Consider the following 20,611-nt stretch of genomic DNA (forward strand, 5'->3'; position numbering starts at 1 on the left):
ACGATTACTCGGAATCGCTGGGTTTGGACGCGTTGCTATCGGGCTGCGGGCGAGAATCGTTTCTTTCGTCACGACGACCACCGTGCCAGTCGCAGCGATCGCGGTGGCCGCGATGACCAAAACGATTACGGCGATGCTGCATAAACTCTTCGCGCTGTTCCGGTGTCATTTGCATCCAGCGTTCATGCATACGGCGGCGTGCCATACCAAACATCCCTGGGCGGAAACCCAACCCCCCAAACAGAATGCGGCAAAGCGCTAACAGCCCCAACGCCTGCCAGAAACCGATGCTTTTCACGCCGACGATGCCCGGCAGTAACGCATTCCAAAGCGACATCACCAGCAATCCGAGTGCGGCAACAATAACGGCACCGATGACCAGTGGTTTTGCCATGCGGTGACCACCAAAATGGTGGCCGTGATCGCGTCTGTGCATATCAAAATCTCTCATTGCTCTTTCCTCATTACATTATTAGATAACGGCTTGTGATGAGGTAGACGAATGAGCGGCAGGAATATTGCTGATTATTTGAAAAAATATTCAGCCAGCGGTTTTCAGCAGTCTGCATTCACGCCAGAAAGCATAGCTACAAACCAGGATGATCAGCGCGGCGGTCAAAGTGCGAGACGTCCAGTACAACTTCACGATCTGTTGTGTGATCATCTGCGCTGGTCCAGCAGAATAAGGTGGGGCGCTGGTGATGTTGGCGGTGATCATCCACAATATTGTCACCACGAAACAGCTGCCAATCAGCCAGGCAATAAAGGGCAACGTCAGCGCAAAACCCCAGGTGAAATGGGCTTTACGCGTTAGCCAGACAAAACAGGCGAGAGGAATGCATGCCGGGACGATATTGGCGCTATAGGTCACGACCAGCTGCCAGATCGGAACATCGTATTGTTGCAGTACTTGCCACGATAAGACGATCTCGGTAAGCAACGTCCGGTACAGTAATAAAAAACAAACTACACCCCACACCAGTGCCGCTCTCAGTTTTGTGTTCATCAGCTAACTAATCCTTAGTTATCAAAGATGCCACTTTACCTTCACACCCCCGGCGCTGGGAATGCGTTAAGCCACACATTCAGGCAATGTTCACTCAATTGCTGTTAACGCCTGGCCTTATCCCAGCGCGGGCGTATTACGATGTCGGCGATCTGCGTGTCTTCCGGACTATCAACAATAAATCTGACGGCACGCGCAACAGAAGAGGCCTCAAGATATTCCCGTGGATTGATGGGGGCATGGTTACCGGCACGTTGGCGCGAGGCTTGATTCATCGGCGTATCGGTGGGGCCTGGCGCGATCGTCGCCACGCGCACGCCATGCTCGCTCTCTTCCGTCCGCAGCGCATGCGCCAGTGCCGTGAGCGCAAATTTCGAGGCGGAATAAACAACATGGCCTGCCAGTGCCAGCGTGCCCGAGCCGGAGTTAATAAACACCACCTTACCCTGAGATGCGCGCAGAGCAGGCAACGCTAAGCGCGTCAGTTCAGCGGGTGCAATGACGTTGATACTCAAATGCTGCTGCCACAGTTCTGGCGTGGCCGAGTAAGTGGTGCTGAGCACCGAGATCGCCGCAGAATGTACCAGCACATCGATACGCGCGAGAGAAGCCGTAAACGCGGCTACGGCGGCGTAATCCGTGATATCCAATGCTACCGGTATTACATTTGCCACCTTTTCCAGTGCCTGAAGCGTTTGCGGGTTGCGCCCAATCGCGTAAACCTGGTGATCGGTCGCCAGTAATTTTACCGTTTCCAATCCAATGCCGCTGTTGCCGCCCGTCACAATGGCAACGGATAATGTTGATGCCGTCATCTATTCTCTCTCCTGGTTAAGCCTTCACCCTATGGAAAAGAGAATAATGTGGCAAATGCCGAAATTAACTATCTATAGACGATACGCCCTGGCACCGAAGCGACGGGGTCAGATGGATTATCACCTGGTGATGTCGCGCGTCGTCGCACAAGGTGATTTCATCTCCCGCGCAGAGCTCGCCATCCAGCCACATTTGATGGGCACCCTCGGCACGCACAATATCAATCTCATACGTTGCCTCGCCTTCGCGATAGGTGACCTTCGCGCCTGGCCACGCGGTTGGCAGTCGCGGACGTAATTGCAACTGCTTGCCGTGTCGGATGATGCCCAGCAGGCTCTCAATTATTAGCTGATAGGCCCAGCCAGCCGAGCCGGTATACCAGGTCCAGCCGCCGCGCCCTTCGTGGTTCTCTGCGCTGTAGACATCCGCCGCCATCACATAGGGCTCAACTTTGTAGGTTTCAACGTCAGCCGGCGTGAGACTGTGATTGATAGGATTAACCAGCGCCAGCAGTGACCAGGCGCGGTCAACGTGGCCCATTTCGGCAAAGGCCATAATCGCCCAAAGTGCCGCATGCGTATATTGCCCGCCATTTTCACGCGTGCCCGGCAAATAACCGCGGATATAGCCGGGATTCGGCCCTTCACCGTTAAACGGCGGCGTTAACAGCTTAATCAGCCCGTTATCGTTATCGACTAACTGCTGGTGCAGCGCCTGCATCGCTGATTCACATTTGTCCGGATCGCCAGCGCCGGAAAGCACCGACCAACTTTGGGCGATGGCATCAATGCGACATTCGCTATTGAGATGCGACCCCAGCGTTTCGCCGCTGTCAAAATAACCGCGCAGGAACCACTCGCCATCCCAGGCAACGTTATTAAGCGCTGTTTTCAGGCTATCGGCCTGAGACAGGCACAGCGTAGCAGCATCGGTTTTCCCTAGTCGGTGCGAGAGGGCTGCAAAACGGGTAAGCACGCTATAGAGGAAAAAGCCCAGCCAGACACTCTCTCCCCGCCCGGCAATGCCCACCGCGCTCATGCCATCATTCCAGTCACCGGATCCGATGAGCGGCAGGCCATGCTCGCCGAAAGTCAGGGCATGTTTGATTGCGCGTAAGGCGTGCTCCCATAGGTTTTCGTGTATCTGACTCACGCCGGGAAGGCTATATACCGATTCCTGTTCCGGCAGCAGCAGCGCTGCTTCCAGATACGGTACCTGCTGCTCTAACAAGGTAAGATCGTCTGTCGCCGTTACGTAATGGCACAGCGCATAAGGTAGCCATAGATAATCATCTGAGCAGCGCGTTCTGACGCCACGTCCTGTCGGCGGATGCCACCAGTGTTGGGCATCCCCCTCAAGAAACTGACGAGATGCGCAGAGCTGTAGCTGCTCACGCAGCAACTGCGGCGCAGCATGGGTGAGGGCAAGCGTATCCTGCAGCTGATCGCGAAAACCGAATGCTCCACCCGACTGGTAGTAACCGCTGCGTGCCAGCAAGCGACTGGCCAGGGTTTGATAGAGCAACCAGCGATTTGCCAGTAAATTCACAGCACGATCGGGCGTTTGCACCTCGATTTTGTTCAACACGTCTTGCCACTGGTTTTTTACCTGCTCAAGTTCAGCCTCCGCTGCTTCAAGAGGCAGGAAGCGCTGCATAAGCGTCAGCGCCGCGTCGGTATCTTCCGCTGCGCCCAACACAAAGACGAAGGTACGCGTATCGCCATCGATCAGGGTTGTCAGCGTTTGCAAGGTGGCACAAGGATCATAACCTGCTCCGGTATTGCCCGATAATCCACGCGCTTGCATCATCGCCGGTTTGCGCATCGATCCGTTGCGGCCAAGGCATTCAAGTCGATTGCCGCTGAAGGTAATCTGGTTGCCTGATGCGGCAAAAAAGGTGGTTCGGGCCGACCCTGCGCTGTTATAGCGATTGATCGCCAGAATGGCGCTGCCGGCTTCCACCATGGCCGATGAGGTCTGGACATGCGGGGCAGATTGACTCATCAACTCGCCCAGCACCCATTCGACATAACCGGTGATCGACATATACCGCGTTCTGCCTGAGAGATTACTCAGCGTGACGAGCGTAATCTTCGCGGCCTCTTCTCTTGCCACAAAGGTGGTTACGCTACTGCTTATCCCCCGTTCCTGATGCACAAAACGGCTGTAACCCATGCCATGCTGCGTCACATAGGCGCCTTTACCGCGCATCGGCAGCGGCAGCGGCGACCACACATCACCGTTCTCTTCATCGCGCAGATAAAAGGCTTCTCCGGAGGTATCGCTTACCGGGTCGTTTTGCCACGGGGTTAACCGATATTCATGGGCATTTTCATACCATGTGTACGCTTGCCCACTTTCCGAGACGACGCTGCCAAACTGTTTATTGGCCAGTACGTTACACCAGGGGGCCGGCGTCTGGTGGTTTTCCGGTAAATGAATGTGGTATTCGTTACCCTCTGCGGTGTAGCCACCGGTGCCATTGAACATCTGCAACGCTGCCGATGACGGCGGCAGAACGGCGGCCGGTGCGGAATGTTTGTGTGGCAAGAAGTGAGCGGATGCTGGGGTAGGCTGCGGTTTAAGCAGCACCGTAAGCTGGTCGGCTAAACTGCCGTTTCGCCCCTCAAGCACCACGGCGGCCACGCTGATTAAGAGCGTGATGTCCTCGCTCGCCAGATGCTCGCTTTGGCGGATGAAGACGCCGCCGGGCTTGTCAACAAGCTGTTGCGTTTCAGCGGATGCCATCATTGTTAGTAATTGATTTTGCAGGAGTTGCTGGTAACCACCGTGTTCGCCGTTGATGATCACCAAATCAGTTACCAGGCCTTTTTGCCGCCAGTATTGATGCGCCTTGATCAAATTACTCACCAGGCTGAGTTGCGTACCGTTTTCAATGCGCACCAGCACGATGGGAAGATCGCCCGACAGCGAATGACGCCACAACGATGCCTGTCCCAAACGATTCTGCTGCAGGTATTTGCTGTCGCCGCGCATTTCCGGGCTGGCAAAGATCACCGCACTGGCGAGTTGATTGTACAAACTGGCATCTTCCGCAGTGATATTGAGCTGGCGTAGCGCCACCTGACTATGGGACGAGGCCATTTCAAAGACCCGATTGGCATAGACGTTATTGCGATACTTCTCCAGCAACGCCAAGCAGGCGGCGCGCTGCGATGTCACGCCGTAGATCAGATCCAGCGTGATGGATTTCCCCGGCTTGAGCTGTATTTTTTGCCGAATCGAGAGCAAAGGATCCAGCACCGCGCCAGCGCTGCCCGAGAGAACGCCGTCGGGTGCTAATGCCTGAGGATTGGCAGCGCTGTTGCCGCGTCCGATAAACTGCGCGCGATCCGTTTCAAAACTGGTGGCGCGCTCGCTCGCGCCGTGAATCAGCAGGGCGTGGAACATCCAGACCGGTTCGGTCTTCTCTTCGCGCGGACGACGATGGGTCAAAATGGCTTCCAGCTCGGCCACGATTTCGGTCTGCACAAACAGGTTACTGAACGCGGGATGCGCCATATCACTGGCGGCCGGAGCCAGCACCACTTCCGCATAACTGGTGATATCAATATCACGCGGTTGCCGCGAGTGGTTGGTAAGGATGACCCGCCGAATTTCCACGTCGTCTTCCGGTGAGACCACAATATGCGTATGGGTGCTCAGCGTCTCATTGCGGGCTTCAAATTCTGCCGCAGCATCACTGAAGCGCGCAATATATTGCGGCTCTTCGTTGCAGGTCGGCTGAAACGTAGGACTGATGACCTCGCCTGTCTGACGATCGCGGATATAACAGAAAATACCATGCTGGTTACACGTGCCATCCGCACGCCAGCGTGTTAGCGACAATCCTTTCCATAAACTGTAGCCCGCGCCGGATTGCGTGACTAAAACATGGTAATTGGCATTAGATAGCAGCTGCAGCTGCGGCACATGCCCCGCTGATCCGCTGAATTCGCGTAATCTGGCCAGATCCGAGCGGGGCGCTTTATCCACTACCTCAGCAAACTGCCGGCGTGGCGTATACAGCTCGATATCGTCTGGCACGCGCTCCTGCAACAGTAAGTAGGACGACTGGAAGCGGGCGGTAGACATAAAACGCGTCACCATCGGCGCATCAAACAGCAGGTGCGAGATCGCCAGAAAACCCATTGCCTGGTGATGGGCCATATAGGTTTTAACGGCAACAAATTGCTGACCGCGCGCCAGCCGATGGGCGGTGAAATCAAGCGCCTCATAGAAGCCATACTTGCCGCAGGCGCCCATTTTTTTCAGCTTCATCAGGTTCTCAGTCGCAGGATGCGGCAGAACCATCAGCGCTAATAGCGTGGCGTAGGGAGCGACCACGTGGTCATCACCGAGGCCGCGCTTCAGGCCGAGCTCGGGGGTGCCAAACGCTTTATATTGATAGTTTTGACTGTCATCAAAGGCGGCATAGGCCGACTCTGAAACGCCCCAGGGAATGTGCGCAGCTTCGCCTGACGCTATCTGCTGCCTTACCGCTGCTAAGGCCATTTTTTCCAGCAAGGTATCGGGATACACCGGCATCACCAGATGTGGCATCAGATACTCAAACATCGAGCCGCTCCATGACATCACGGCGGGTTTATTGGCGAGCTGCGTAAATAATCGCCCCAGAACAAACCAGCTTTTTACTGGCAGTTGGTTTGCGGAGATGGCGAAGTAGTGCGTCAGTCGCACCTCGGATGGGAAGAGATCGTAAGCGCCTTTATCCATTAGTCCGCTATCGAGGTTATAGCCGACGCTAAGCAACGAGGTGGCGGGAAGGTAGAGGAAACGAAAATCCATTTTGGCATGGTTTTCCAGCCGACCTTCCAGCTCCAACAGGGTTGCCATACGTTCGCGAGCGGCCCAGATCACCGGTTCGGATTGGTTTAGGGGAAGATCGGGATAGTGAACATGTAATTCCACCAGCCACAGCAACGAAGGCAGCTCTTTCGGAAGCGTATGCTGCGGTGTCAGCCAGCTGAAAAACAGCGTCCACTCTTCCTGAAACTCGATAAGCTGCCGGATGAACAGTTCAAACCATTTAACCTGCTGCTGAGGAAAGACTATCTCCGCCAGTACCCTCTCGCTCAGGCCAATCAGCGCTGAGGTGCGTTCTGCTATCGCTGCGGGCTGCGCCTGCTGTAATCCAGCAAATTCTGCCGTTAACGCTTCCCAATGATGATTTCGCTCGGCCCCCATTTGCTTTTCAGCCAGCAGAAAGGTGTCTTGCAGACCGGCCATAATCACAGGCAGCGCCAGCAGCGGCTGATGTTTCCATTGCGCGAGGCCTGACTGCAGCGTGATCAGATGCGCGGCGAGATTGCCGCTGTCGACAGTGGAAATGTAGCGCGGATGCAAAGGCTGCAGCGTGTAAGTGTCATACCAGTTGTAGAGGTGTCCGCGAAAATGCTCCATGCGGTCGAGGCTATCCAGCGTGGCGAGCGTGCGGTTAATCACCTGTTTTTGCGTCACGTAACCAAAATCCCACGCGGTTAAATTGGCCAGCAGCGACAGGCCAATGTTAGTGGGAGAGGTACGATGCGCAACCGTGGGTTGCAACACTTCCTGAAAGTTGTCAGGCGGCAGATGATGGTGTTCAGCCGTGACGAAATCATCAAACCAGGCCCAGGTATGTCGCGCGGTCTGACGTAAAAATTGTTGCTGTTCGAAGGAGAGTCGTTTCTGACGGGGAGCTGCCGGTTTACTCAGGTGCCACAATAAGCCGGGCGCAGCCGCCCACAGCAACGCGATAGGCATCGCCATTGGCAGCAACATCGGATTGATCAAACCTGTTAAAAGTGACAGTGCAACGCCCGCCATGGGATTGATCCACATGGCGCGATAGAAATGACCTAACCCGGGGGCTTGCCCAGCATGACCGGCTGCAACACTCTTCCACTCATGCAGAAACTGCCCGGTAACGTTCAAGCGCCACAGGGTGACAACGATCGCCTTCAGTGACCAGTAACTTTCATGCGGCAAGGCAGCCAGCAGCAGTGCGGCTCGACTCAGGCGGGTCAGCGCATCTGCCGATAAGATATACAGATGATGTTGCCAGGCGCGCTTCTTACTTTTTCTCATGCCCTCAATCCCCAGCGCGAGTAGCCCTGGCAGCAGAAGGTAGAGAACAATACAGCCCAACCAAAAAATTGGATTCGCGACGTAGGTAAACGTCAGGAATATCAGCATTAACAAGGCCGGTGCCACTACGCTGCGCCGCAAATTGTCGAACAGCTTCCAGCGCGACAGCGCGCTCAACGGATTGGCCTGATGACTACCATCTGCCAGGCGTACGCGTAGCCGGAGCCAGTTCAGCAGCTGCCAGTCACCGCGAACCCAGCGAAAACGGCGAGCAACATCACTCAGATAGTTATCGGGATAGTGCTCATAGAGCACCACGTTGCTGACCACGCCGGACCGGGCATAACAGCCTTCAAGCAGATCGTGGCTAAGCGGTGTTACGCGTAGCGCGCGTGAACGCAGCGACATCGTAAATTCCTTTGCCGACGAACGAGCCTTCGCCAAACAAATCCTGATAGATATCAGATGACATAGAGGAATAGGCATCGTTGCCCGGCACGCTGCTGGAGAGCCGTGCGTAAATGCCTTGCCCAAACGGCGGGATCTCTTCAGCCAGACGCGGCTGGAGAATGGCGTAGCCTTCAACAACGCGGTTAAGGCGATCGTCAAACACGGGTGCATTAAGCGGATGCGCCATAATGCCGATTAACTTATGTGCGGTTTCCCGCGGCAGGATGGTGTCACTGTCGAGGGTAATAACGTATTTGACCTGGCGCATTTGCGCATGCGTGGCACCCACGGTGACGTTGAACATCTCCTCTTCACCCTGTAACCAACGGTTCAGCGCATGGAGCTTGCCGCGCTTGCGCTCGTACCCCATCCAAACGCCCTGAGAGGGATTGTGCACACGGTTGCGATGCAGCAGAGAAAAGAGCACATCATTTTGCGTCTTGCTGCTATAGCGTCGATTGAGCGCTTCAATTTTCAGTACCGCATAGCCGATAATTTCATCGTCATTCGCCTGATGTTCAGCCTTGCTGTCGGTAAAATCAGCCAGCAGTGCAAACGTGATATTGGCTAACGCATTCCCGAGATAGCTGGTTTCCAGTGACCGAAGTAGCGTATCGATCCCTTTTTGACTGCTAATCAGGCAGGGAATGACCACTAACGTCCGATTTTTATCAGGAACGGCGGCTTCAAAATTGAGCCGCGGTAGGGGAACAGGATGACGGGTGCGGGTGGTGACTTCGCTGAGTAACTGCATGGCGAGCTGGCTGCTGATCACTATCACGGCGGGCAGCAGCAGTAACCAGACTAGCGAAGACATGTTCGCATGGCGGGTAATCAGCAGCGTCTCGGCAGTAAACGCGGTGGTGAGCAAGGTGAGGCTACCTAACCAGGAGAGGAGCGGCGTCTGGCTAAGATGATGCCGCGCCTGGCTCAGCAACGAGCTGCGCGGCTGCAGCTGCTGCTCCAGTGTTGTCCGCCCCTTGTCTAGCAAAAAATAACCAATGTGCTGCTGCCGAATAGGTAATCCAGTCTGACGACTTAGCGCCAGCACCTGATTAGCGACGCTTAACTCATCAAATTGACTTTGCCGGGCGAGCTCTTCAATCACATGGCGATATTGATCGCGACTGTCAAAATGCATCTGTGGGTAGATGCCGCTGGGATCCTGCGCCAGCACTTGTTCAACCAAACTCAACGACTCTACCAAATCCTGCCAGTTAATTTCTCCCAGCTGGCGTAATCCTGAGATGCTATTGCTCACCGAGAGCTGGCTGAGCGACAGATGACGGTTAAATTGTTCAATGACATCCGCCGTGTTACGTCCGGTATTCAGCAGATGCTGTTCCACCCAGGTGAGCGCCAGCGAATGATTTTGTCCGTTGAGCTTGCGTGCCAGTTCAGCGACAAAGGCACCGGACAGTTGATCGTTCTTATCTGCCATTCGGGCGATAACCTGAATGACCTTGCTGGCATCTTTTGCAGAGTGGTGAATGATTTCATTAATCCATTCCTCCGCCTGGCCTCTTTCCTGATGGATGTTGGCTACTCCCACGGCAATGCGGGCGAGATTATCGATTAATGCAAAGCGCAGCATGGCAGGAAGCGCCCAAAGCTCGCCCATTAACAGTGGCGTAACTCTTTGATAGGCATGTATAAAGGTCGATAATACGCTGGATTCGAGCCGACCATCGCTATGACTGATCATCTCGTCAGCAATCGCCTGGATACGCAAATAGTGAGCCGGTTCGGTTAATACGGGCAAACCCTGACCAAATTTTGCGGGCAGCAGATGCCGCACCATACGAATTTGTTCTTCGATAATATAAAAATTATCCAGCAGCCACTCACCGGCAGGTGTCAGGTTGCGTTCATCACCGGCACTCAATATTTCCGCGCTTTTAATCAGCGCCTGCTCATTTTCTTTTAATCGTTGTAATAATTTATAGCTTCTTTTCGCGCTGGAAAGATGGTGCGTTTTTGCTAAACGCTCGCCGTAAATGTCCATTTGTTGCTCAGAAAAAACATCTGGCCGGTTCGCCTGGTAAATACCACTTTCATGTAAAAACTCAACGTTGCTGCCTGTCATTTCTGGCAGCACGCTACTGTTTAAGATCGACCCGGTGGGAATTTTATTTTTCATAATGGCATCACAAAAATCCGATGGATTAAAAAAGCCAGCACTATCAATAGGAAAATTGATGGTATAGGGAGGGCGAGGGAAATTAATTTACCTTTAAAGAGTATAGCGCTAAATGGCGTTTGCGGTTGGTTTATACGGCAATAGCTTATTTAAAAATTATAAACAACGTAATGATAGACTTGGACCGGTTTTATCGGCTTGTCAAATGTTAGTTGCGGTGAAAAAAATAAGGTGTGTTAGAATGAGTTATCGGAAAAAGGAAATAAATCATGAGCTGGTTAAATCGATTTCTGGAAAATTTGGGCCGCCGGGAGGTTAGTGCGCAATGTCCGGTGTGCAAAAAGTTTTGCCCACAATCTTCACATAAACAATCCCACAGCCAGGCAATGCTGTGCCCACACTGTAAGTCATTATTTGTTATGGAGAAGTGAGCCTGCTGCCGCGTCTTTTTTTGTTAATCACTAAACTGATTCTGCTCACCTGTACAAGAAGAGCCACCTACCGTTTATCATTTGCCTGTCTAAAGCTGTAAAATAATTTACCTTTCATATTCCAAAAATGAACGCTGAGCTTCAGCCTGGTCTACATACTGAAAAGACATCGGATGTATTAATTTCTCATTACAAAACCAAAGATTATTGATGCGTTTAAAAATGTCACCTGCTTGAAATGTCTGATCATTGTCTAAGCGTATAACGGCATACTTTCCGTTGTTAACGCTGACTTCATACAGAGAAATTAACCCTAATTCGGATAATGTGCGCTGATGAATGATCTGACAGCGCATTTCAGGGGGGGATGTTTTTTTCATGATACTTGCTCCACGTTGGCCTCTCTTAAGCCTGGCATTGCGTGAAATAAAATGAATGATTTATTTAACGCTGCGCTTGTGTAATACGCGATGTCCGCCATGATTAAGTCAGGATTAGGTTACAGCCTAATAAATGGCCGCAGCTTCCCCGCTTTTTTTATCAATACCCTACAACAAGGTAATATTATGACTATTAAAACGCTACATGATCTCTTCGTACATGATTTATCTGATATTTATAGTGCTGAAAAGCAGATTACCAAAGCGCTACCCAAAATGATTCGTGCGGCTACGGATCCAAATTTAGTTGCTGCATTTGAACTTCACCTTGAAGAAACGCGCGGACAAATTGATCGCATTGACCAGCTGGTTGAACTCACTGAAGGGGTTCGGATTAAACGAATGAAATGCCATGCGCTGGAAGGATTGGCTGAAGAGGCGCAGGAAATCATTGATGAAGTGGAAGCAGGACCGGTAAGAGATGCCGGATTGATTGGGGCGGCTCAAAAAGTTGAGCACTACGAGATTGCCACCTACGGTACGCTACGTGCCTTAGCGCTTAAACTTGATTATCAGGATGCGGCGAAGTTGTTGGGCGAAACGCTGGAAGAAGAGAAGGCGACTGACGAAAAACTCACCCTGATTGCTGAAGAGCAAGATTAACCGTTAGTGGAACAGGTTGCCAAGCGAGAAAACAACAAGCAGTAACCCCCCGCCAATATTAACGTATTTTTTCAGCACCACAGGGTCCGCCTTGCGGGCTGAAAAAATCAGCACATTACTCAACGCAATCAGCCATAAACTCATCACCGCAATATGGACCGACGCCAGCACCAGATAATGACTCACTTCACCGCTGCTTCCAGCAAACTGCGATACCACCGTCAGATAAAAGATCACCGCTTTAGGGTTTAGCACGTTAGCCAGCCAGGCCTCTTTTAACGTTACGGTCGCGTTTTCACGCGTAAAATCAATGCGTTGCGCTTTCCATCCGCTCAGTATCAGCTGCGTCCCTAACCAAAGCAGATAAACGGTTCCCGCAACTTTCAACATGCCAAACACACTGGGGGATGAAACCAGGATAGCGGTGAGGCCCAAGCCAATGAGCAGGGCATGCGTATAAATGCCTAGAGCAGTGCCCGCCAGCGTACGGATCAGTCCACGACGTCCGCCCGCCAGCGCGCTGTTCATGGCCAGCGTGAAACTTGCTCCAGGTGAGCATGCCACGGGAAGAAGCGCAGGAATAAAACCCAGTAGATTGATTTCCATAGTGTTTGCATAGTAAGTGATGCATTACGCTGTTGCCACTGCTATCTGGAACCTGATGCAGATCAAAGCATGATGGCTATCCGCACTCTACTCTGCGCTTCGTAAAGAAATGTAAGCGCCGCTCTGGCTTAAGTGTGATCGAGGAAAAAGGGATGAATAGAGGTTCTTTTCGTTGTGCTTTGCTGGCCCTGATAATGGTAGCTATCAGCCCTGCACATGCCATCAACGCCGCTCATCGGGCTGCTCTGACACGCTCGGGATGCGATATGCAAACTGAAGCGACGTGGTGCGATATCCACAAAACCAAAGCACAGAATGACGCTAATCGACCAGCAGCCGAGTCCCGCAACAGCATGATGGAACGCCAGCGCGGTGATATCGCCTCCTTTCTGCAGGCACGCGTTCTGGCACAGCCTAAAACGAGCGCTTTTGCGGCACTGGTGGAATATGGATTCACACGTGAGAATGATGGCGACTTTTTTAAGATTACCGATCATTCAGCCTGGCATGTGCTAATGACGTTCAATTCAGACGGCACCGTAGCGACGGCTACGCTCCAGTAATCGCTGTTATTGCCCGGACGTTTTGAAAAATTCACTTGCGAATTATTGCATTAACTTGACCGTCATTCTCAGTATGCTTATCTCCATCTTCTCATACTACAGTTTGCATCGTGGTGCGGAAACAAAGGGTACGCATGTTGGCTAATGAACGATCGGCAGAGCCCCGCACGTTTTTACGTGCCGGACGTTTCATATTGATACAGAAACTATTACGTCGTGATAAAACGCCAGCCTTGCTATTAGCGCTGGCGGCGCTGGTGGGCGTGCTAACGGGACTGATCGGCGTGGCGTTTGACCGCGCCGTAAATTTTGTTATTCACACCCGCCTCAACGTGATCGATAGCGTAAATGGCAGCCCGTGGTTGACCGGTCTGAGCGCTTTTTTTCTGGCCGCTGTCCTGGGCGGCATGGGTTACTTTCTGGTGTGCCGATATGCGCCGGAAGCTGGCGGCTCGGGCATCCCGGAAATTGAAGGTGCGCTGGAGGAGTTACGTCCGGTGCGCTGGTGGCGTGTGTTGCCAGTGAAATTCATTGGCGGAATGGGGGCGCTGGGTTCCGGCATGGTGCTAGGACGGGAAGGGCCCACCGTTCAGCTGGGGGGAAATATTGGTGGGATGTGCGTTGATCTTTTCCGCGTGCGTGCCGCTGAGTCTCGCCATACGCTGCTGGCAACAGGGGCTGCAGCCGGTTTATCAGCGGCTTTCAACGCACCATTGGCGGGTATCCTGTTTATTCTTGAAGAGATGCGGCCCCAGTTTCGCTATAGCCTCATTTCTATCAAAGCGGTGTTTGTAGGTGTTATCGTTTCCAGCATTGTTTTCCGCCTATGCAACGGTAATGAGCCAATCATTAATATTGGTCAGTTACGGGATGCGCCTACTAATACACTTTGGCTCTATCTGATTCTGGGTATGTTATTTGGGGGATGCGGCGTTGCGTTTAATCGCCTGATTTTTGCTGCACAGGATCAGTTTCAGCGCTGGCATAAAGGACGCGTAACGCCATGGGTGATAGGGGGGAGTTTACTGGCCGGCACCTGTGGCGTGATAGGAATGGTGCTACCACAGGCCGTGCAGGGCGGGATCTCGCTGATCCCGGACTTTACCAGTGGTAATGTCAGCGCACAGGCACTCTTCTTCCTCTTCGCGCTGCGCACGCTGATAACCATTTGCTGTTTCTCTTCCGGTGCGCCCGGGGGGATTTTTGCACCAATGCTCACTCTGGGCACACTTTTAGGTACCTGCTACGGCCAATTGTGCATGCAGTGGTTCCCAGGATTACAGCTGGAGCCGGCTACTTTTGCCGTTGCTGGTATGGGCGCGCTTTTCGCCGCGTCGGTGCGCGCTCCCCTGACGGGCATTGTGCTGGTGTTGGAAATGACCAACAATTATCAGCTGATTCTGCCCATGATCATCACCTGCCTGGGGGCCACGCTAGCCGCGCAGTTCTTTGGCGGTAAACCCCTTTATTCTTCAATTCTAGCCCGAACGCTGGCAAAAGCTAACAGGATCGAAAGCTAAGTCATTGTTTAGCTCGCCATGCCAAACTCTTTACCCAGCCACGCAGAAAACGCCGTCATCGCGGCGCTCTCTGCGCGCGATTGCAAGCGTGTAAGCCAGTAGCCACCCAGATCTATCTCAGCGGTAAACGGACGGACGAGCTTATCCGTCTGTAGCAGGTGATGGAAAATCTTGCTCGGGGCTAACGCAATGCCGACTTCCAGCAGCGCGGCTTCAACCATCGTCAGTGAAGAATCGAAGATCATCACCGGATGTGAAGGCGAGGGGGGATGTTCGTTTATGCTTTGCAACCAATGGCTCCACTCATCGCGGCGAAACGAGCGTAGCAGGGTAAATTTATGCACGTCAGCGGGTTGCTGCAGCTGTTGGGCAATGGTAGGACTGCAAAGCGGTGACAGAGGCGCATCGCAAATAAACTGCGCCTCGGTTCCGTGCCAGGCTCCGCTACCAAAACGAATCGTATAATCGTGCCCCTCGGCGGCGGGATCGACACGGTTATTGTGGGTGGAGAGCTGCAGCTCAATATGTGGATGGTGGCGGTTGAAATCGCTCAAACGCGGGATGAGTAAGCCGGTGGCAAAGCTACCCACCACCCCCACTTTTAATTTTTCACGCATTGTTCCCGCAGAAAAGCGATCCAGCGTATCGGCAATACGATCAAACGAATCATTCAGCACCGGCAGCAGACTTTCACCTTCAGTGGTCAACATCAATCCACGCGAAATCCGCACAAATAATTGGCACCCGAGCTGCTGCTCCAGCGATTTCACCTGTTGACTCACCGCCGCGTGGGTGACGTTCAGTTCAATCGCTGCATTAGTAAAACTTAAATGGCGAGCTGCCGCTTCAAATGCCCTTAGAGCATTGAGCGGTATATAGGGGCGCGTCATGCATTAACCTGTAAGATTTTCTATTGTCTAACGCTAAAATTAACCGTTTGTTGCGGCTTGTCAAATTGGGCAAACTGCTCGCGGAACACCAACCCGGAAGATTAAATACAATGAAATTGATTTCTCAAGCGTGGATAGCAACGCTCCTGGCATCGTTATGCTCCACAGGCGTGGCCGCCACGCCCGATGTAGAAAAAACCGTGAGTGAAACCATAAAGCCATTGATGCAGCAGCAAGGCATCCCCGGTATGGCCGTAGCGGTGATTGTGAAAGGCCATCCTCACTTTTTCACCTGGGGTATGGCAGATGAACAACGTCATCGCCCGATAACCCAGGACACGCTGTTTGAATTAGGCTCGGTGAGTAAAACTTTCACCGGGGTGTTGGCCGGCGTAGGCGTCAGCAAAGGCGAGATCTCACTTAACGATCCTGCGCGCCAATATTGGTCGGCACTTAATCAGCCTCAGTGGCGCCACATTACGTTGCTGCAACTGGCGACTTATACCGCGGGTGGTCTGCCCTTACAGGTCCCGGACAGCGTGACCAATGAGCCTGAACTGGTGGACTTTTATCACCAATGGCAACCTCAATGGTCACCCGGCAAGACAAGGCAATATGCCAACAGCAGCATCGGCCTCTTTGGTTATTTAGCCGTGAAGCCGAGCGGCCTCTCTTTCGAGCAGGCGATGCAGCAGCGCGTGTTTACGCCACTTAAGCTCAGTCATACCTTTATTACGGTGCCGGATGCGCAGAAAGATTCTTACGCCTGGGGCTATCGGCAGGGCAAACCCGTACGCGTAGCGCCGGGAATGCTGGATGCAGAAGCCTATGGGGTGAAGTCATCCATTAAAGATATGTCGCGCTGGATGCAGGCCAACATGGCACCAAAACAGGTGGATGATAAGACATTACAACAAGCCCTTGATCTCGCTCAGACACGGTTTTATCGCACTGATAATTTATATCAGGGACTTGGCTGGGAAATGCTTGATTGGCCTGATCAGGCTGCCATGGCCGAGAAGGGGGCTGATAATACCGTTGCGCTGGGGCCACAACCGGTGGTGGATGCGTCGATACACCCGCGTGTAGCGGCATCGTGGGTACATAAGACAGGCGCCACCGGCGGTTTCGGTGCTTATGTTGCCTTTATCCCGCAAAAGCAGGTGGGTATTGTTATGCTGGCCAATAAAAATTATCCGAATACCGAGCGGGTAAAGGCCGCCATGCAAATTTTAACGGCGCTGGAATAAGTGTCAGGGGCTAATTTTCGCCCCGTTTCTTGTGGCAAGCCACAAGAGCCGGCGATTGATCATCTACACTTAAACTCTAATCATACTAAGGAGATCGAGATGACAGACCACCCGGAAAAAAAACGTGATGTTAAAGATGAAAAGCACCCGGCTAAAGATGCGCCTAATGAGCACGGTGAGATTCCAAGAACGCGCGACGACAGTGAAGACCACAAAAAAGATCCCTTCCGTGATGAGTGACGTTAATCGGTTTTCGCTGGTGTAAGAAAAAGCATCGCCAGGGGTAGCGCGGCGAAGAGTAATAACGCACTCGCTGCGCCTGCACTGGCATAGACCTGACCAAAAAGGAGCGAACCGATCACTTGTCCAGCCGCTAACATAAAAAACAGTATGCCAACGCCGCTGGCGGGCGAATGCGCTGTTGCTTCGGCACCCCATACCAGCAGCACGCCGGAAAGCGTCACATAAGCAGCTCCTCCCAATGCCACGGCAGGAAATAGCCACCACGCATAGTGATGGCTGAGTGCCAGAAGCAGCAAAAGTAACGACATACCGCACAGCGACAGCCGATAAACAGCATTCATGCCAATCCATTTTGCCATCGGCCCCGTTAATGCGCCAAGAATGCCTGCCGCGCCGCCAACCAGCCATAACAGACTCACGACGCTGGCATTCACATCAATGTGATGCAACAAATCGGGGCCAAAACTCCACCAGGCGGCGCTGGCGATGCCGCTAATCAACGCAATGACGATCAGCCGCTGAAGCGAGCGCTGGCGCATTGTGCTGAGCCACGATGAGTGGCGCGCAGCGTCACTTTTTCCGGGCAGCTGACGCCATACTGGCAGGATGCAAATGAGCGCCAGCAAAGCAAACAGGGCGCAGGCTGCTCGCCAGCCTCCCGGTAGCCAAAACAAAATGGGCACGGACAGCATGATCCCCATGCTGGTCCCGGCATTGATCGCGGTATTCATCTGCGGCTGTTGCCGGGATTCTATGCGTTGGCTCACCGCGTCTGCCAGCGCCGGAGAAGCAAGGCCAGCGCTTAGGCCGGCAATAAACAGCCCTGCACCGAGAAGCCATGGCGATGCGGCGCTGGCCAGCAGCAGCAATCCCGTTGCCGCACACAGGGCTGCAACCATCGCGGAAAACCGCGGCCCGGCGCGTGAAGTTAGCATCGGCGCAAGCATCACCGCGACGCAGTAGGCCGCAAAACTACTGGCTGAAAGTACGCCAGATATACGCGGTGTCAAAGGAATAGTGTGCATCACGTCTGGCATCATCAGACCCCAGGCGAAGCGCGCCATGCCATAAGTGATGGCGATAAGCGAAAAGCCGGTCAGGACCAGCGCAGTCCCTTTCATGGCTGCTCACTGAGATGCAGCAGCTGGAGTGCGGCAGCTTTAGCCGCCTCACTTGCATTCACCGCGCCGAGGATCAACGCGGAGGTAAGCGCACCTTCAAACAGTAGCCATATGGCATCAGCTAGCGCCACCTTCTCCTCGCCGTGAAGCTTGTGAACGCAGCGCGCAATGTAAGCGCGCATGCTATGACGATATGCCATCGCCTGTTCAGCCAGTGCGATATCCTCCCCGGCATACTCTCCCCATGCTTTGAGGAATAAGCAGCCGTTGTTACCGTATTCAAGCATCCATGCGCTCATGGCATCGAATATCTGGCTTATTGCGTGTGGATGTTCTGCGGCATATAGCGCGGCGAAAAAACGTTCCTGACGCGCTGTCAGTACCGCAGCCGTCAAGGCTTCGCGAGAAGGAAAATAGCGATACATCGTGCGTGTAGACACATTGGCCTCGCTGCAGATGCGATCGGTACTGGTGGCATGAAAGCCATTGAGATAGAACAGCCGCTCAGCGGCATCAATAATGTCTTGTTGTTTATTCATCCTTAAAAAGTAAACCGATCGTTTTACTTTTGCAAGCTGACCGGATTAATCAGTTGATAAGGCCTTCGTCGCGTTATCGACTTTTACTACCTTATTTTTCCGCCGCGAAGGTCGCACTGTACAAGCTCAGTAACCAATCGATAAAGACGCGCACTCTGGGCGACAGCTGGCGATGCTGCGGATAAAGTGCGGAAACCTCCATGCCAGGGCTTTGCCATGCGTTGAGCACCTCGACCAATCTTCCGTCCGCTAGCGCCTCCGCAACGTGATAACGCGGTAATTGCACCAATCCCGCCCCTCGTAATGCACAGATAACATAGTTTTCCGCATCGTTTACCGTCACCCAACCTTTGGGTGAGAACGCCTGTTTTTTACCATTGATAATTAGCTCAATGGAATAATTCACGCCGCCCGTGGTTGAGAAAAAATTAACGCACTGATGCGCCATTAATTCTTCGGGATGCTGCGGCATACCAAAGCGTCCGAGGTAATCGGGACTGGCGCAAATCACTTGAGGCATCGTGGCCAAATGACGCGCCATCAGGGAGGAATCATGCAGTTTTCCCGCTCTGACTGCGCAGTCAACGCCTTCACGCACTAAATCAACCAGCCTATCGCCGCTACTGATCACCAATTCAATATCCGGATAGCTACGGTGAAATTGATCGATATTCGGCAGCACAATGCGCGTTGCATGCGCGCCATGGAGATCGAGCCGCAAAATGCCACGCGGCCGCGCAACCGTATGTCGCAACGATGACTCAGCGTCATCAAGTTCGGAAAGGATATGCACGCACCGCTCATAGAAAGCTTTACCGTCCAATGAAGTCCGCACATGACGGGTGGTTCTTTCGAGCAGCCGGCACTCAAGATTTTTTTCTAACTGTTTGATCGCATTGCTGGCCGTGGCGCGCGGCACGCCTAGCTGATCTGCCGCCTGACTGAAACTTTCTAACTCGACAATACGCGTAAACAGCAGCAGCGTTTCAAACTTATCCATTATCTTTTCTCACGCGCTAATTATTAACGAAAACGGAATTATCATATCAATTTAGCCAGCTTTATCTCTATTTATAAAGCATTAGTATGGATTTCACAGCACGCGGATGCGTGAGTCATTACCTTCACATTGGGAGAAACACATGAGTTCTGTAACGAAAACAGCTCTGGTAACGGGCGCCTCTCGCGGTATTGGTCGGGCGATTGTTGAGCGTCTGGCACAGGATGGATTTTCTGTGATCGTGAACTATGCCGGCAACGCCAGCGCTGCACAGGAAACCGTGCAGGGCATCATCGCTAAAGGCGGCAAAGCCATCGCGATTCAAGGCGATGTAGCAAACGAAGCGGATGTTAGCCGCCTGTTCAGTGAAGCCAAAACCTTTACCGGTAGTCTGGACGTTGTGGTACACAGCGCGGGAATTATGCCGATGGTGAAGATCACGCCAGCCGGTCTTGCCGACTTCGATAAAACCATCAACACCAATTTGCGCGGCGCTTTTCTGGTGTTGGCGAACGCCGCCGAATCCGTGAGCGAGGGTGGTCACATCATCGCCTTGTCGACAAGCGTGATCGCAAAATCGTTCCCGGCTTACGGTCCTTATATCGCGTCCAAAGCGGGGGTGGAAGGCCTGGTTCATGTACTGGCCAACGAATTGCGTGGTCGCAACATCACCGTCAATGCCGTCGCGCCTGGGCCGACCGGCACCGATCTGTTCTTTAACGGTAAGAGCGAAGAGCAAATCGCCGCTATCGCTAAACTGGCGCCGCTGGAACGTATCGGTACGCCTGGAGAGATCGCCAGTGCGGTTGCCATGCTGGCGAGCGCTGACGGGAGCTGGATTAATTCGCAAGTGATTCGTGTTAACGGCGGTTTCGCCTAATCGGCGGATCTGCAAGCAGGAGC

Annotated in this window: 18 protein-coding genes; 7 read left to right on the forward strand and 11 right to left on the reverse strand. The window is 53.2% G+C overall.

Annotated features, from left to right (window positions below; all coding sequences use genetic code 11):
• Positions 1 to 4: 4 nt before the first annotated feature.
• The 5 genes from AAGR08_RS20960 to AAGR08_RS20980 all read right to left on the reverse strand — a co-directional run bounded on the left by AAGR08_RS20960 (position 5) and on the right by AAGR08_RS20980 (position 10,502).
• The gene (locus AAGR08_RS20960; protein ID WP_345830714.1) at positions 5 to 451 is read right to left on the reverse strand and encodes a hypothetical protein; all 447 of its coding nucleotides are present in this window, start codon (positions 449 to 451) and stop codon (positions 5 to 7) included.
• A gap of 90 nt (positions 452 to 541) precedes the next feature.
• A complete protein-coding gene (locus AAGR08_RS20965) occupies positions 542 to 1,006 on the reverse strand; it encodes a hypothetical protein (RefSeq protein ID WP_097097901.1) in 465 nt (154 codons plus the stop codon).
• 104 nt (positions 1,007 to 1,110) lie between these two features.
• Entirely contained in the window at positions 1,111 to 1,821 is a 711-nt protein-coding gene (locus tag AAGR08_RS20970; RefSeq protein ID WP_345830716.1) for an SDR family oxidoreductase, read from the reverse strand.
• 64 nt (positions 1,822 to 1,885) lie between these two features.
• Positions 1,886 to 8,320 (reverse strand): glucoamylase family protein, encoded by a 6,435-nt coding sequence (locus AAGR08_RS20975; protein ID WP_345830717.1) that lies wholly within the window; start codon positions 8,318 to 8,320, stop codon positions 1,886 to 1,888.
• On the reverse strand, positions 8,280 to 10,502 hold the full coding sequence (locus AAGR08_RS20980) for a hypothetical protein (RefSeq protein ID WP_345830719.1): 2,223 nt from the start codon (positions 10,500 to 10,502) through the stop codon (positions 8,280 to 8,282). The genes AAGR08_RS20975 and AAGR08_RS20980 overlap by 41 nt, the downstream gene beginning before the upstream one ends.
• Positions 10,503 to 10,771: 269 nt before the next feature.
• On the opposite strand from AAGR08_RS20980, the gene AAGR08_RS20985 reads away from it, so the two are divergent.
• Positions 10,772 to 10,933 (forward strand): YnfU family zinc-binding protein, encoded by a 162-nt coding sequence (locus tag AAGR08_RS20985; RefSeq protein WP_345830721.1) that lies wholly within the window; start codon positions 10,772 to 10,774, stop codon positions 10,931 to 10,933.
• 107 nt (positions 10,934 to 11,040) lie between these two features.
• Here AAGR08_RS20985 and AAGR08_RS20990 read toward each other — a convergent pair whose 3' ends face one another.
• Positions 11,041 to 11,313, reverse strand: a complete 273-nt coding sequence (locus AAGR08_RS20990; protein ID WP_345830723.1) for a hypothetical protein — start codon at positions 11,311 to 11,313, stop codon at positions 11,041 to 11,043.
• A gap of 186 nt (positions 11,314 to 11,499) precedes the next feature.
• Here AAGR08_RS20990 and AAGR08_RS20995 point away from each other — a divergent pair, with 186 nt between their 5' ends.
• Positions 11,500 to 11,976: a ferritin-like domain-containing protein gene (locus AAGR08_RS20995; protein ID WP_345830724.1), complete on the forward strand. Its 477-nt coding sequence runs from the start codon at positions 11,500 to 11,502 to the stop codon at positions 11,974 to 11,976.
• 3 nt (positions 11,977 to 11,979) lie between these two features.
• Here AAGR08_RS20995 and AAGR08_RS21000 read toward each other — a convergent pair whose 3' ends face one another.
• Complete coding sequence (locus AAGR08_RS21000) at positions 11,980 to 12,582, reverse strand: LysE family translocator (RefSeq protein WP_345830726.1); 603 nt, start codon at positions 12,580 to 12,582, stop codon at positions 11,980 to 11,982.
• A 266-nt stretch (positions 12,583 to 12,848) separates the two neighbouring features.
• Here AAGR08_RS21000 and AAGR08_RS21005 point away from each other — a divergent pair, with 266 nt between their 5' ends.
• Together AAGR08_RS21005 and clcA are read left to right on the forward strand one after the other, a co-directional pair.
• Positions 12,849 to 13,145 carry a hypothetical protein gene (locus tag AAGR08_RS21005; RefSeq protein ID WP_097097895.1) on the forward strand — a complete coding sequence of 99 codons (297 nt, stop codon included), beginning with the start codon at positions 12,849 to 12,851 and terminating at the stop codon, positions 13,143 to 13,145.
• A gap of 134 nt (positions 13,146 to 13,279) precedes the next feature.
• Positions 13,280 to 14,665: a H(+)/Cl(-) exchange transporter ClcA gene (gene clcA, locus AAGR08_RS21010; RefSeq protein ID WP_345830729.1), complete on the forward strand. Its 1,386-nt coding sequence runs from the start codon at positions 13,280 to 13,282 to the stop codon at positions 14,663 to 14,665.
• Between the two features lie 8 nt (positions 14,666 to 14,673).
• Here the strand turns inward: clcA and ampR are convergent, their stop codons facing one another.
• Positions 14,674 to 15,555, reverse strand: a complete 882-nt coding sequence (ampR, locus tag AAGR08_RS21015; RefSeq protein ID WP_345830730.1) for a LysR family transcriptional regulator AmpR — start codon at positions 15,553 to 15,555, stop codon at positions 14,674 to 14,676.
• A gap of 110 nt (positions 15,556 to 15,665) precedes the next feature.
• Between ampR and ampC the strand changes: the two genes are divergently transcribed.
• Both ampC and AAGR08_RS21025 read left to right on the forward strand, forming a co-directional pair.
• Positions 15,666 to 16,805 carry a class C beta-lactamase gene (gene ampC, locus AAGR08_RS21020; protein WP_345830732.1) on the forward strand — a complete coding sequence of 380 codons (1,140 nt, stop codon included), beginning with the start codon at positions 15,666 to 15,668 and terminating at the stop codon, positions 16,803 to 16,805.
• 99 nt (positions 16,806 to 16,904) lie between these two features.
• On the forward strand, positions 16,905 to 17,045 hold the full coding sequence (locus tag AAGR08_RS21025; protein WP_176519236.1) for a hypothetical protein: 141 nt from the start codon (positions 16,905 to 16,907) through the stop codon (positions 17,043 to 17,045).
• A gap of 2 nt (positions 17,046 to 17,047) precedes the next feature.
• On the opposite strand, the gene AAGR08_RS21030 is transcribed toward AAGR08_RS21025, so the two are convergent.
• The 3 genes from AAGR08_RS21030 to AAGR08_RS21040 form a co-directional block, all read right to left on the reverse strand.
• Complete coding sequence (locus AAGR08_RS21030) at positions 17,048 to 18,169, reverse strand: MFS transporter (protein ID WP_345830733.1); 1,122 nt, start codon at positions 18,167 to 18,169, stop codon at positions 17,048 to 17,050.
• Complete coding sequence (locus AAGR08_RS21035) at positions 18,166 to 18,708, reverse strand: TetR/AcrR family transcriptional regulator (RefSeq protein WP_345830735.1); 543 nt, start codon at positions 18,706 to 18,708, stop codon at positions 18,166 to 18,168. The genes AAGR08_RS21030 and AAGR08_RS21035 overlap by 4 nt, the downstream gene beginning before the upstream one ends.
• 91 nt (positions 18,709 to 18,799) lie before the next feature.
• Complete coding sequence (locus tag AAGR08_RS21040; protein ID WP_097097886.1) at positions 18,800 to 19,708, reverse strand: LysR family transcriptional regulator; 909 nt, start codon at positions 19,706 to 19,708, stop codon at positions 18,800 to 18,802.
• A gap of 142 nt (positions 19,709 to 19,850) precedes the next feature.
• On the opposite strand from AAGR08_RS21040, the gene AAGR08_RS21045 reads away from it, so the two are divergent.
• On the forward strand, positions 19,851 to 20,588 hold the full coding sequence (locus tag AAGR08_RS21045) for an SDR family oxidoreductase (RefSeq protein WP_345830737.1): 738 nt from the start codon (positions 19,851 to 19,853) through the stop codon (positions 20,586 to 20,588).
• Positions 20,589 to 20,611: the final 23 nt, after the last annotated feature.

The organism is Pantoea sp. BRR-3P (assembly GCF_039621635.1).
GTDB classification, from domain to species: Bacteria; Pseudomonadota; Gammaproteobacteria; order Enterobacterales; family Enterobacteriaceae; genus Pantoea; species Pantoea floridensis.